Annotated in this window: 11 protein-coding genes; 3 read left to right on the forward strand and 8 right to left on the reverse strand. The window is 63.0% G+C overall.

What is annotated here, in order from left to right; translation table 11 throughout:
• Positions 1-68 precede the first annotated feature (68 nt).
• Both G9463_RS02875 and G9463_RS02880 read left to right on the forward strand, forming a co-directional pair.
• Positions 69-1,670, forward strand: coding sequence for a class I adenylate-forming enzyme family protein (locus G9463_RS02875; protein ID WP_007188255.1), 1,602 nt, complete (start codon positions 69-71; stop codon positions 1,668-1,670).
• A gap of 75 nt (positions 1,671-1,745) precedes the next feature.
• The gene (locus tag G9463_RS02880; protein WP_165895914.1) at positions 1,746-2,720 is read left to right on the forward strand and encodes an LLM class flavin-dependent oxidoreductase; all 975 of its coding nucleotides are present in this window, start codon (positions 1,746-1,748) and stop codon (positions 2,718-2,720) included.
• On the opposite strand, the gene G9463_RS02885 is transcribed toward G9463_RS02880, so the two are convergent.
• The 8 genes from G9463_RS02885 to G9463_RS02920 all read right to left on the reverse strand — a co-directional run bounded on the left by G9463_RS02885 (position 2,717) and on the right by G9463_RS02920 (position 10,146).
• Positions 2,717-3,448, reverse strand: coding sequence for a GNAT family N-acetyltransferase (locus G9463_RS02885; protein ID WP_004963258.1), 732 nt, complete (start codon positions 3,446-3,448; stop codon positions 2,717-2,719). The genes G9463_RS02880 and G9463_RS02885 overlap by 4 nt on opposite strands.
• Positions 3,449-3,516: 68 nt before the next feature.
• On the reverse strand, positions 3,517-3,876 hold the full coding sequence (locus G9463_RS02890; protein ID WP_165895915.1) for a hypothetical protein: 360 nt from the start codon (positions 3,874-3,876) through the stop codon (positions 3,517-3,519).
• A gap of 11 nt (positions 3,877-3,887) precedes the next feature.
• Complete coding sequence (locus G9463_RS02895) at positions 3,888-5,549, reverse strand: FAD-dependent monooxygenase (RefSeq protein ID WP_165895916.1); 1,662 nt, start codon at positions 5,547-5,549, stop codon at positions 3,888-3,890.
• Positions 5,542-7,206, reverse strand: a complete 1,665-nt coding sequence (locus G9463_RS02900; protein ID WP_165895917.1) for an electron transfer flavoprotein subunit alpha/FixB family protein — start codon at positions 7,204-7,206, stop codon at positions 5,542-5,544. The genes G9463_RS02895 and G9463_RS02900 overlap by 8 nt, the downstream gene beginning before the upstream one ends.
• A 2-nt stretch (positions 7,207-7,208) precedes the next feature.
• Positions 7,209-8,063: an electron transfer flavoprotein subunit beta gene (locus tag G9463_RS02905; RefSeq protein ID WP_011222813.1), complete on the reverse strand. Its 855-nt coding sequence runs from the start codon at positions 8,061-8,063 to the stop codon at positions 7,209-7,211.
• Positions 8,064-8,267: 204 nt separating this feature from the next.
• Complete coding sequence (locus tag G9463_RS02910) at positions 8,268-8,597, reverse strand: ferredoxin family protein (protein WP_004963273.1); 330 nt, start codon at positions 8,595-8,597, stop codon at positions 8,268-8,270.
• 49 nt (positions 8,598-8,646) lie between these two features.
• Positions 8,647-9,609 carry an alpha/beta hydrolase gene (locus G9463_RS02915; RefSeq protein WP_171814227.1) on the reverse strand — a complete coding sequence of 321 codons (963 nt, stop codon included), beginning with the start codon at positions 9,607-9,609 and terminating at the stop codon, positions 8,647-8,649.
• Positions 9,610-9,774: 165 nt separating this feature from the next.
• Positions 9,775-10,146 carry an Hsp20/alpha crystallin family protein gene (locus tag G9463_RS02920; RefSeq protein ID WP_011222811.1) on the reverse strand — a complete coding sequence of 124 codons (372 nt, stop codon included), beginning with the start codon at positions 10,144-10,146 and terminating at the stop codon, positions 9,775-9,777.
• 253 nt (positions 10,147-10,399) lie between these two features.
• Between G9463_RS02920 and G9463_RS02925 the strand changes: the two genes are divergently transcribed.
• A complete protein-coding gene (locus G9463_RS02925) occupies positions 10,400-12,838 on the forward strand; it encodes a PAS domain S-box protein (RefSeq protein WP_165895918.1) in 2,439 nt (812 codons plus the stop codon).
• The last annotated feature ends 1 nt before the right edge of the window (position 12,839 follow it).

Here is a 12,839-nt window from a genome sequence, read left to right on the forward strand (position 1 = left end):
GTGTCAAACGTTCACGAAGAAAATATAATAATAATTGGGTTTGAATACGACAATTGAGGCATGTTATCATGAAACGCGAGATGCTCACCACCGACTTCATCGACCGTGCAGCAGACATCTACGACGACGTGACCGGTATCGTCGCCCATGACGGCACCGAGTACACGTACGCGGAGGTAAACGAGCGGGTCAACCAGTTGGCACACGCGCTGTCGGACCGGGGCGTCTCAAAGGGGAGTCGCGTGGCCCTCCTCGCGCCGAACACACACTACTTCATCGAGACGCTGTACGCGACAAACAAACTCGGCGCGGTGTTCGTCCCGCTGAACTACCGGCTCGACCCCGCGAAAATCGAGTATATTCTGAACGACTGTGAAGCCGCGACGGTCATCGCCGACTACGACTTCGCGGAGAAGGTCCAACCGGTACGGGACGACATCCCTGCGGAGACGTTCATCGGCTACGAGCCCGACCGTATCGACGGGGACTGGGAGGGGTACGGCGATGTCCTCGACGGACAGCCGACAGCCGAACCGGACCGGCCGGACATGACCGAGGACGACGACGCCAGCATCAACTACACGTCCGGCACAACAGGGGACCCGAAGGGCGTGGTCAGGACCCATCGGACCGAAAGCTGGCACTCGCTGGTGCTCAATCAGCACATGGAGATACGCGACGACGACACGTACCTCTGGACGCTCCCGATGTTCCACTGCAACGGCTGGGGCCACACCTACGCTATCACCGGGACCGGGGGGACCCACGTCTGCCAGCGGACCTTCGACGCCGCGGACACCTTCCGTCGGGTCCGCGAGTACGACGTGTCGTTCATGTGTGGCGCGCCGACGGTGCTGAACAAGCTCATTCAGCACTACCGAGCAAACGACGGCGACGTAGTGACACAGGGGGACCGCGACGTGCGGATCGCGACGGCCGGCAGCGCCCCGGCGACGGCGACCATCGAGCGCGTCGAAGACGAGTTTGGCTGGCGAATCATCCACATCTACGGCCTGACCGAGACGGCCCCGATCATCACGACCAGCAACTCCCCGCGGCGTATCGCCGAACGGGGCCGTGAACTCAAGGTCAAGCAGGGCTCAGAGACGCTGTGTACCGACATCCGAATCGTCGACGAGGACGGGACCGACGTGCCACGCGACGGGGCGACGATCGGCGAGGTCGTGGTGCAGGGCAACCAGGTAATGGACCGCTATCTCAACAAACCCGAGATCACCGAGGAAGCATTCAACGACCGCGCCGAGGGGTACTTCCACACTGGGGACCTCGCGGCGTGGGACGAGGACGGGATGATACAGATCATGGACCGCCGGAAGGACATCATCATCTCTGGCGGAGAAAACATCTCCTCGATTGAACTGGAGGACGAACTGTACGACCACCCCGGTGTCCTGAAGGCCGCGGTCATTCCAACTCCGAGTGAGGACTGGGGCGAGACCCCGATGGCAATTGTCGTCCCGACGGCCGACAGCGACGCGACTGAACAGGATATCCTCGAATTCCTCAGAGAACGCGTCGCGAGCTACAAGGTCCCCGCAGGCATCGACTTCCGGGACTCGCTTCCTGAAACGGCGACTGGGAAAATCCAGAAGTACGAACTCCGCGAAGAATACTGGCAAGAGCAGGAGCGGATGATCGGCCAGGAGTGAGCGCGGCATTAGCTGTGAGGCGCTGGGACAGTATTAACACGATTCTTTATTAGGTTTCCAACAGTCGGTCACACCATGCATCTAGGAGTCGTCGTGCCACGCGTTGATGACCACAGCACAATCGAGCTGGCCGTCGAAGCCGAAGGACACGGCTACGATTCGGTCTGGCTGAACGAACTGTGGGGCGCTAGCTCCGTTGTCGAACTCACGGATATCGCAACACGGACCGGCGATATCGAGATCGGCAGCGCGATACTCAACGTCTTCTCACGGTCACCGGCCGTGCTGGCGATGACAGCGACGACCCTCGACAGGGTCTCGGACGGACGGGCAGTGCTGGGGCTGGGAACGAGTACAGCCCGGTCCATCGAGAATATGCACAGCATGGAGTTCGAGCGACCGGTCCGTCGCGCCCACGAGACGATCGATATCATCAAACAACTCATGACGGGCGACGAGCGGGTGACCTACGACGGTGAGGCGGTCTCGGTCAGGGGCGTGCCGCCGCTAGACCGTGACGTGCCAGTGTACCACGCCGCCCTCGGGCCGGCGAACAGGCGAGTCGTCGCCAGACTCGCTGACGGCTGGCTGCCCCACATGATTGCGTTCTCCGAACTGGAGTCGGCGTTCGACTACATCGCGGAGACGGCACGCGACGCTGACCGGGACCCAGACGACATCACCGTTGCACCGTACGTGCCGGCAGTGGTCCACGAGGATTCCGAGCGAGCGACCGAGGAACTCCGGCAACACATCGCCTACTACGTCGGCAGCGGCGAGGGGTACCGCCGGGCTGTTGCGGAGACGTATCCGGACCGAGCGGAGCGCATCGCCGACGCCTGGCAGGCGGGTGACCGCGGCGAGGCGACGGAGCTCGTCACTGACGAAATGACGGCTGATCTCGGCATCGCCGGGACGCCGGAACAGGCGCGAGAGAAACGGGATAAAATTGCGGACAGAGCTGTCATCGACCGGCTTCTGCTAACTGTGCCACAGCAGGTCGACGGGGAGCTGGCTCGGAAGACGATTCGGGCGCTGGGGCCGAATTAGAGGTCAATTTCCATCATCACCTCGTCGGCGTACTCGTCGCCGAACTTGTAGTGGTCCTCACGGATGGCGTCAGTGTCCCAGCCGTGGTCTTCGAGGAACTCGATTGCGTCCTCGTTCGTCGATGGGACAGAGTTGTACAGCTTCTCGTAGCCGTTCGACGCCGCCCACTCGGTGCCCCGGGCGAGTAACTGCGAGCCGATGCCATGGCCCCGATACCGTTCGAGCACACCCAGCGTTAGCTCTGCCGTGTGACTGAGCTTCTCAACTTCGGGATGTTTGAGGTGGACCCACCCGACCACGTCGTCGTTGATGCAGGCGACGAAGAAGATGCGTGACTCCAGCTCGTTGTGCCGGAGCAGCACGCCCTCGCTGTCTACCACGTCGGCGACGGTCTCCGCATCGACGTACTCCCCGCCGCCGATAGCGGCCCGGATGGCCCCAACGAGGCCGGTCAGGTCCTCCTGTCGCGCCTGACGGATAGTGAACTCCATATCGTCGGCCTCGAACTCTTCTTCGACGGTGTCGTTGTAGGCGACGCGGAGTTCCCCGTCGATCTCCTCCAGTACGCCGTCGCGTTTGAGTATCGCAACGTGATGGCCGAACGGTCGCGGGTCCATCTGTAGCGCCGACCGAGCGCCTCTCGGTCCTACAGACCCGTGTGATTCGACGTACTCGTAGATGTCCCGTCTGTCCTCGTGGTCGAACTGCAGTGGCTCTGTCAGCTCCATGGTATCTGCTACCACGACACAGTACTTAATCCTTTATCAAAAACCATGTACTTTTAACTGAACAGTCGCTACTGCTCCGGAACACCGGTCAGAAGCACTGCCACATCCCGAGCGTTGTGTGTATCGACGAGCAGTTCTGCGGCCGCTCTGACGCTGTAGGTGCCGGCTAACTCCACGCCGTAGCAGGCGGCGTAGCAGTCAAGCCAGTCGTTCATGGTCCGTTCCAGCCGCTCGAACTCCGCCCCGGAGAAGCGGACCCACGACCCGCCGGTCCGGGCCTCACAGTACAGAGCGACCGTGGGGCCGAACCCGTCCCGAAGGAATTCCATCGCGCGCTCCTCGTCCGGCGGGTCGGGGTCCAGCGACTCGCGGGTCTGCTCGGCTCGGCGGGAGAGCACCCGAAGGCGGTCGTCGTACTGGCCACTCATCACCGAACGGGTCACCCCTGGTTGAACTCCACGCCTTTCCCGCCAGCGGGGTGTTCCCACTCGGTGTCGGCGACGATAGCACAGGTGCCACACTCGACGCAGGGCTGGGTGTCGAGGCTCACGAGGTGTTCCTCGCTGCCGTTGGTCTGGACCATTTCGTCGCGGTAACAGCCCCCGCCGAAGTCTTCGGCGCTGACCGGGCAGGCCGTGACGGCGGTGCCCGAGGCCTCGAAGGACTTGTCGACCAGTTCGATGTGCGGGTCACCCACGTCATAGGTCAGGTCGCCGATACGGTCACCCAGGTCGGGTGGCGAGACGGTGTTCTCGTCGGTCACGGGCTCACCCAATTCCTCGGCAATGACCGTCGGCAGCGTCACGTAGGGCAGTTTGGTGTCGGGAATCATCGACACCAACCGCGGCGACGAGTAGGCCCGTTCGAGCAGTCCGGCTGCTGCTCGAACCCCGAACCGGCCGGCGGCGGACTCGGCGATAGCGTTCGAGAGGTCGTCGACGGGAGCGAGTTCGCCGAGCTGTCCGAACACCCTGTACCCGGTCGGCCGGAGCTTGTCCATCACGCCCTCGTCGTGGAGCTTCTTCTCGTACAGTTTGCCGGCCTGAGACGGGTCGCCGCGTGCCCTCGCGTCGGCGAACGCCTCGGCGGCCAGCGCCCCGGCAGTGACCGCGTGGTTCATCCCCTTGATGATGGGTCCCTGTGCCTGCATCTGGCCGGCGGCGTCGCCGACCAGCACGAGGCGGTCCTCGTGCGGCGAGGGATGGGCCGCCTTCTTCGAGTCCGGGACGAGTTTCGCGCTGTACTCGCGCTCGTTGTACTCGTCGCCGAGCCACTGGGCCATGAGCGGATGCGTGAGCAGGCTGTCGAGCAGTTCGTGGGGCTCGGCCCGCTCCTCGGCGATGGAATCGAGGTGGAACACGGTGCCGATAGACAGCGAGGACTCATTGGTGTAGAGGAAGCCGCCACCACGGACGCCGTCGAACAGGTCGCCCGAGAATAGGTGGGCCGCGCCGTCGTCGGAGGCCACGTCGAAGCGGTCGTTGATGACCTCCGGCTCCATGTCGACGACTGCCTTGACGCCCTGAAACCACTCCTCGGGCTCGTCCCAGTCCATCAGCCCGGCGTCGCGGGCGAGTTCGGAGTTGACGCCGTCGGCCGCCACGATGATGTCGGCTTTGATGTGGTCCAACTCCTCTGTCGTCACGCCGACAATTTCGCCTCGTTCGCGCAACAGGCCGGTGACGTGGACCTCGGTCAGCAAGCCGCCGCCGGTTTCGCGGGTACGTTCGTGGACCTGCTGGGCGAGCCACGAGTCCATCTTCCGACGGAGCACTGCGTCGGCCCACGCCGTATCGTGGTGATGGAGGTCGCCGATATCGAAGGATTTCACCCTGTCACCGGCGATGTTGTGGATGACGTTCTCCGTCACCGGTCGCTCCGTCGCCTCCTCGCGGAAGTCCGGGAACAGGCCGTCGATGGTGTAGGGTGCCGACTCCTCGGCGTAGATGAGCCCGCCGGAGACGTTCTTCGACCCGGCGTCGACGCCGCGTTCGAGGACGAGCGTTTCGACGCCGTTGCGGGCGAGCGTCGCCGCCGCAGCGGCCCCGCCCGGACCACAGCCGACGACGACTGCCTCGTACTTCTCGGCGGTGTCAGTCATCGCTGGCCTCCATCATCGCACCCAGTTCACCGGCTTCGACCGCCTCCGTCAGGCGCGGCAAGACCTCGAATAAGTCGCCCTCGATGAGATAGTCCGAGAAGTCCCGGATATCGGCGTCCGGGTCGGTGTTGACGGCGATGAGCGTATCGGACTCGTCACAGCCGACCTTGTGCTGAATCGCTCCGGAGATACCTGCGGCGATGTACACGTCGGGTTCGACTTCCTGCCCGGACTCGCCGATCTGTCGCTCCTCGGTGACGTACTGCTCGACGTGGCCGTCGAAGGAGTATGATGAGGTGATGACTCCGCGGGACAGTCCCAGATCGGCGTCGTCGAAGGCGTCGACGAGGTCCAGCGCCTGCTCGATGCCCCGCGTCGGGTCGTCGCCGATACCGCGGCCCACGGCGACAATCACGTCGTGGCCGGAGAGGTCGACACCGCCAGAGAGGCGGTCGTACTCCTCGACCTCGACTGTGAACCAGTCGTCGTCAAGGTCCATCTCGTAGTCGACGACCTCACCGTCGCGTTCGTAGTCGGGGTCGGGCATCTCGAAGCTCCCCGGAATCACCGACGCCCCCTGTGGGTGGAAATCCCGGTGGGGTTTGTCGATACAGAGAATCGTCGAGTACTCGAACCCGGAGAAGTCCGGGCGCTTCATATGGAGCACGCGCTCGAACTCCTTCTTGTCGCCGGCGGTGCCAACCTTCGCGGGGTTGGATATCATCGCACTCTCGATATACAGCCCCGAACAGTCCGACGCTAATCCTGAGTCGAGTTCCCCCTGAACGAGCGCCGAAAGGTCCCGACCGTTGTTCGTCGCCGGGAAGACGGTGTAGCGCGGTTCGTGGTAGTCCTTCCACTCGGTCTCCTCACGACCATCGGCGGCCAGGTCGCCACCCGCTCTGGCCATGTCACAAAAGATTTCGGTGTAGGGCTGGTGGCGGAAGCGATCAAGGCGGTCGTCCTCGTGATAGACGACGAGATCCGCGCCGTAGGCGATGACATCTTCAACGTGGTCGCTCGCATCGGCCCCGATGAGCACAGCGACGACGCGCTCGTCCTCGTCGTACGCCGCGTTGTAGTCGTTCATCAGTTCCCGAGCCTTCCCGAGCATCTCCTTCGAAACGTCCACGAGGTCGCCGGCCTGCGTCTCACAGTAGACCCACATATCGCGGTACTCCGCGCCGACGGTTCCCTCGACCCACTGCTTGTCGTTGGTCGGGTGGTCGAGTTCGGGGTACTTCTCTTCCGGCGGGACGTACTCGACCTCCGTCACCGCCTCGCCCTCGGCTTCTTCGGTCCCCTCGACGGATTCGATTCGACTCTCTATCTGGGATTTCGCTGTCTTCCGGTCCTGGCCCGCTTTCTCGCGTTCGAGCAGGTCCCGGAGCACGTCGGCGTCGTCAACGTCTCGGACCATGTTCGCCACATCGGCGACAGTAAGGTCGGAGAGGTCGACGGCTTCCGGATCTATCTCGCCGTCATCGTCGCTTTCGACCTTCTCGATGCGGTCCTTGATAAGCGTCTTGACGGGAACCCGGTCCTCGCCGTCTTCCTCCAGTGCCAGCATCGCCTGTAGTTCGTCGGCGTCGTCAACGTCCTTGATCTTCGGTCCGAGTTCGGCGATCTCGTGTTCCGTGGGATCGATATCAGGCATTGTCAGTCACCTGCCGCGTACGGCGTGAGTTCGTCCAGTACCGGTTCTAATGCCTCGCGTTCGTCGGCCTCGATAACCGTCGCTTCTCGCTCCGAGGGGGCCTTTGGAATCGGGTCAACGCCGGCGACGATGGTCGGCGAACCGTCCAGACCGATGTAGTCCGGGTCGAGGTTGAGGCCTTCGTGATCCCAGATCGTGAGGTACTCCTCGTACTCCGTGGCCCGCTCTTGAGTCTCCTCGCGGAGGTCCTTGTGTTTCAATCGGTGGCTCGCCTTCCGATAGGTCGGTTCGAACTCGGGGTCGGCGACGATGAAACACGGCATCGGCGCTTCGACCGTTTCAATCTCGGAGATGTCGCCGTCGACCAGTCGCTTCGCCCGAACGGTGCCCGCGTCCTCGTCGATATCGAGTGAGAGAACATGGGTGATTATCGGCCAGTCCAGACACCAGCAGGTCTGTGGACCGGTATGGCCGGTCTCGCCGTCGGCCGTTTTGAACCCGGCAAACACCAGATCAGGCTGCTCCTCAAGATTCTGGAGGCCAGTGGCGACAGTCATCGCAGTCGCCCAGGTGTCCGCGGCCCCCATCTCGCGGTCCGAGAGGAGATACAGGTCGTCTGCGTACACGTCCCGCATTCCTTCCTGCAAGACCTCTTTGTACCCCGGCGGCCCCATGCTCATCAGCGAGACGTGGCCGCCGTTGCGGACTTTCGTCTGGAACGCCGCACGGAGCGCGTGCTTGTCGTTGGGGTTCATCACCGTCGGTGTCTTTCCCCGTTCGAGATGCCCGTCCTCGTCGAACGATACCTGTCCCTCGCGGAAGTCCGGAACGCCCTTTGTCATAACAACTGTATGCATGGTACCATGACCCTCGTGAGTGTATCTCACACAAGAATCTATAATAAATGTATGTTTACAATTCTGAATGACAGGTATGCGACCCTGTCTCAGGGGACGGAGAATCCGGGCAGCGCCCAGTATATTGACGAACCGATAGCTACAGGTCGTTCAGATTCGGGGTGCGAAGTACGACAATCCAGCGAAAACAGGAGCGTTCGTAACTTAGATGCGACCAGCGCGACCCGGGTCCACGTCGATGGCGTCGACCGGACACACATCGACACAGAGCATACAGTCGATGCACTGGTCCTCGTGAGCCGGGTCAGCCTTGATCTCGCTCTCCGGATGATCCGGCGTGTCGACCCACTCGAATACGTCGACAGGACAGTCCTCTAGACACGCACCGTCGGCGATGCAGATGTCGAAGTCGACGGCGACGTGTGTCCCGTGGATGCCCAGTTCCTCGGGCTCGTCGACCGGGCCCCAGACATTGTGTCCGTCGTGCTGTTCGACAACGTCGCGGTTCTCCTCAAACTCCGGGTCTATGGCCATTGGTATCTTATCTCACTTTTGGGAGCTACTTAACTTTTCGACCTGACCGTCAGAATCCGGGGCCGTCGCGGCGATCCGAGCCGTGAACATCCCCCGACCCGAGGTCGCTGATGCGGTCAGTCGGTCCTGACAGGTCGCCGCCGGGCAAGCCGGTATCATCGCCTGCGCCTCTTGGGCCGTCAGTGTCCGGACTGTCGGTTCCGATTCGCCGAATGAACTCAACGGTCCGTTCGTACACGTCGTCGTACTGGGCCCCGTGGAACGGGAACCCGTGGTCCGACGGCACCGTCTCGTGGACCACATCGGTCATGGGGCCGAGCGCGTCGGCAAGCAGTTCGGACTGAGATGGCGGCACAACGTCGTCTTCAGAGCCGTGGAGCAACAACGTCGGCGGGGCGTCGGTATTCACCTGACCGACCGGCGAGGCGAGGTCGTACGCCGCAGGTTCGTCGTCGGGCCCGCCGCCGAGATACGCCCGATGGCCCTCACCCGCTGGGACATCAGTCGCGGTATCGAGCGCGTGGAAGTCATAGACGCCGGCGTAGCCGACGGCGGCCGACAGTGCCGAAGACGCGCCGGGGTACAGTTCGGGTTCGAATCCGGGTTCGTCCGCCGTCAGCGCGGCCAGGACGATGAGATTCGCGCCGGCTGAGTGACCGACACCCACGACTCGGCTGGTGTCCGCGCCGTAGCTTTCTCCCTCCGTCCGGGCCCACTCGATAGCGGCCTTTACATCTACGAGCGCCGCCGGAAACGTCCATTCCGGTGCGAGCCGATACTGCGGCTCGATGACCAGAAAGCCGTCCGCGGCGAGGTCAAGCGCGTGCCGGGCGAACTCACCCTTGTCGCCAGACGTGAACGCGCCGCCGCGGACGAGCACGGCGACCGGTTTCGGGCCGCTGGCCGCCGCTGCGTCGTACAGGTCGAGCGTCAGCGTCTCGCCGTCCACCTCGTGGAACGGGATGTCGCGCTGCACTGTCACTGACTCCGGGGCGCGTTCTGTCACGGGCATTGGTCGGGCCGTCGTGGACATAAGCCCGACGCTATCAGCTCTCGCCTCGGGGTCGAACGACGCGCCGGCACCGCGGTCTGCTGGGAACTGGCTTGAGCGTCAGGTGCCTCGTTCCGAACGAAGCGAACAGGTCGGTTATCGGGCGGTACACCTGCGGCCCGACGGTCAGCCTTCGACCTTGATCTGCTTGCCGCGGGCCGTCGCGCCTACCTCGACGGGCAGGCGCACCTCGAGGATACCGTTGGTGTAGTTCGCGGCGATACCCTCATCGTCGACCCGCTTCGGGAACCGGAAGCGTCGGTGGTAGGTCCGACGCTCGCCGCGCTGTTCGTCCTCACGTTCGGCGGCGATGTTCAACATGCCGTCGTCCCAGGAGACGTCGATGTCCTCGACATCAAAGCCCGGGAGCTCGACGTTGAGGACGAACTCGTCGTCCTCTTCGTACAGTTCGTAGTCGTCGCTACCGGTTTCGAACAGGCGGGACGGAAGGTCAAGACCGCGCATCCAGGAACTCGGTGTGGTTGTTGGCAGTGCCATTGGCCATCACCTCGTATCCATTTGACAGTTGTGTTGCGGTTCGTAAAAAACCTTACGTACCTTGAGGTATGAGAACAAACAACTAGATACCTCACTGCGGTCTTAAGAGCAACCACCGCGAGCAGGACCCAGTTGCACTAGAGCCCCAAATCCGGGTGCTACGGAACCGACTACAGACAGCCGTTCTTCTTTACTGTCAATGCGCCGTTAACCAATAAAATAAAGTGACGATGCGACGATATTCAGTGGAACGATGTACGGCCGCTTCGTGACGGCTTTATGGGTCCTAGCTGGCCTTTCCGCAGTGTTTTCACTGCTCGCGTGGCGTAAGCGTGAGGGACCTGGCGGGACACCGATGGTGGTGTTTCACCTCGCCTTAGCAGTCGGTGCTTCCAGCTACGCTGTCGACATCACCGCGACGGCGCTGTCGACCCAGTTGTTGGCTCGGCAGGTCGCAACCATCGCTCAGGGCGTAGTCGCCATCACCTGGCTGTACGCCGCGTTGCAGTACGCCGACTTCGACAGGTCGGTGACGCGGCGAGCTGTCGGGTTCCTATCGCTTGACCTGTTGGTGCTTGTGGGCGTGTTCGTCTTCCCGGGCGTATCACTGTTCGACCTCCCGTCCAGCGGCTCTGTGGGGTCACTGGTGGTGGCTCCGGGGGCTGGGCTCACAGCAGTGTTCGTCGCCCACATGGCGACAATTCTGATTGCGGCGCTTGCCGGGACAATCGTTCTTATTCAGTTGTTCGTCCGCTCGCGGCACCTGTACCGGACACAGGCCGCGGCCGTCCTCATCGCGGCGCTGGCTCCCTGGACCATTGCGCTGACCCAGCAGTACTTCCTGCAGATTCCCGAGGACGCCACGATTTTCGCCTGGGGAGTCTCTGGGATAGCGATGACGACCGGCCTCTACACGTTCAAGACGCTTGACCCGGTACCGGCCGCGCAGGAAACTATCGTCGAGCAGATGGGGGACGGAACGCTCGTCGTGGACATCGACGGCTGTATCAGCCACGCGAATCCGGCGGCTGAAACCCTCCTCGCTGGCCCCGAAGAGTCGCTCGTGGGCCAGCAAGTAGAGGCCGTTATTCCGACCTGGGACAGTCTCACAGTCGACGACGAACAAGCAGACTGGTCGGAACTCGCGCTCTCCGTGGACGGCCAGCAGCGGTTTGTCGAACTCGAAGTGACACCGTTTGCCGACCGGTTCGACGGACTCGTTGGCCGACTCGTCGTCCTCCGGGACATCACGGAGCGGAAGCGACGCGAGCAACGGCTGACGCAGTACAAGACGATTTTCGAGGGCGTCAGCGAACCCGTCTACGTCCTCGACGAACACGACCAGTTTGTCACGTACAACGACCCGTTCGCCAAGCTGGTCGGTACCGTCGAGGACAGTCTCGTCGGCGAACGCTTCGAGACTGTGCTAGGGCAGATGGGAACCGAGCCAATGGACGGCGGCTCGGAGGAGGTCCTGATCCGGACCGCATCCGGTGAGCAGGTCCCCTGTGAAGTCGACGCGGCGGACATCGAACTGGCCAGCGGTGAGTCCGGCCGTGTCGGCATCGTCCGTGACATCTCACAGCGAAAAGAAATCGAGTCCGAACTCGCAATGACGACCGAGCGCCTCGAAACGCTCGTCGAGGCTGCCCCGCTCGCGATTGTTGCACTTGACGCCAGCGCGACTGTCGAAGTCTGGAATCCCGCCGCGACGGAACTATTTGGCTGGCGCGCCGACGAGGTGTTGGGCGACACGGTTCCCGTTATCCCGGCCGAGAACCGACGACAGACCGCCGAACTTCACGCGCAAGTCCTCGAAGGGGAGCGTCTGTCGGGCCACGAAACAGAGCTTGAACGAAAAGACGGGAGTCGTGTCGACGTGAGCCTTGCCGCCGCCCCGATTCGCGATCTCAGTGGCACCGTAGTTGGCAGCGTCTCTGTTGTCACGGATATCACCGAACGGAAGCGGCGGGAGCAACAGTTGGAACTCCAGAACGAGCGGCTGGACGAGTTCGCCAGCCTCGTCAGCCACGACCTCCGGAACCCCTTGCAAGTTGCCAGTGGCCATCTGGAACTGGCGTCACAAGACGCTGACTCGGGCGTGCGCGAATCGATAACGGCCGCAACGGACGCCCTCGACCGGATGGAGACGCTCATCGACCACACCCTGACGCTGGCCCGCGAGGGGCGTGACATCAGCGACCCCGAACTGATATCGCTCCGGGAGACGTTCTCCCGGGCCTGGGACGCCGCACCCACGAGCGCGGCCGAACACCGGGTTCGGGACTCGCCGGAGCACGTACTGGCCGACCCCGACCGCCTCGCCGAACTGTTCCAGAACCTCGTGCAAAACGCCGTAGAACACGGCAGTGACGGTGCCACTCCCGGAGCTGGGCCAGCGGCCGATGGCGGAGGAGTAGTCACCATCACGCTCGGAGCCACGCCGGACGGCTTCTACGTCGCCGATGACGGCCCGGGGATTCCGCCGGACCAGCGCGACGCCGTCCTCGAATCGGGCTACAGTACCGACGACGACGGCACCGGCTTTGGCCTGGCGATAGTGGAGACGATTGCCGAGGCCCACGGCTGGGAGCTAACGGTTACCGACAGCGAAGCCGGCGGTGCTCGATTCGAGTTCAGTGGTGTCGAGACTGGGAGTCAGGGGGAAGAACCGACAGCTGGGTCGTTGTGAC

Source organism: Haloarcula sp. JP-Z28, from assembly GCF_011440255.1.
Classification (GTDB): domain Archaea; phylum Halobacteriota; class Halobacteria; order Halobacteriales; family Haloarculaceae; genus Haloarcula; species Haloarcula marismortui.

What these genes read in the sequence shown, in the direction of transcription:
- G9463_RS02875 (WP_007188255.1), top strand. Translation starts at nt 69, where the DNA reads ATGAAACGCGAGATGCTCACCACCGACTTCATCGACCGTGCAGCAGAC.
- G9463_RS02880 (WP_165895914.1), top strand. Translation starts at nt 1,746, where the DNA reads ATGCATCTAGGAGTCGTCGTGCCACGCGTTGATGACCACAGCACAATC.
- G9463_RS02885 (WP_004963258.1), bottom strand. Translation starts at nt 3,448, where the DNA reads ATGGAGCTGACAGAGCCACTGCAGTTCGACCACGAGGACAGACGGGAC.
- G9463_RS02890 (WP_165895915.1), bottom strand. Translation starts at nt 3,876, where the DNA reads ATGAGTGGCCAGTACGACGACCGCCTTCGGGTGCTCTCCCGCCGAGCC.
- G9463_RS02895 (WP_165895916.1), bottom strand. Translation starts at nt 5,549, where the DNA reads ATGACTGACACCGCCGAGAAGTACGAGGCAGTCGTCGTCGGCTGTGGT.
- G9463_RS02900 (WP_165895917.1), bottom strand. Translation starts at nt 7,206, where the DNA reads ATGCCTGATATCGATCCCACGGAACACGAGATCGCCGAACTCGGACCG.
- G9463_RS02905 (WP_011222813.1), bottom strand. Translation starts at nt 8,063, where the DNA reads ATGCATACAGTTGTTATGACAAAGGGCGTTCCGGACTTCCGCGAGGGA.
- G9463_RS02910 (WP_004963273.1), bottom strand. Translation starts at nt 8,597, where the DNA reads ATGGCCATAGACCCGGAGTTTGAGGAGAACCGCGACGTTGTCGAACAG.
- G9463_RS02915 (WP_171814227.1), bottom strand. Translation starts at nt 9,609, where the DNA reads ATGCCCGTGACAGAACGCGCCCCGGAGTCAGTGACAGTGCAGCGCGAC.
- G9463_RS02920 (WP_011222811.1), bottom strand. Translation starts at nt 10,146, where the DNA reads ATGGCACTGCCAACAACCACACCGAGTTCCTGGATGCGCGGTCTTGAC.
- G9463_RS02925 (WP_165895918.1), top strand. Translation starts at nt 10,400, where the DNA reads ATGTACGGCCGCTTCGTGACGGCTTTATGGGTCCTAGCTGGCCTTTCC.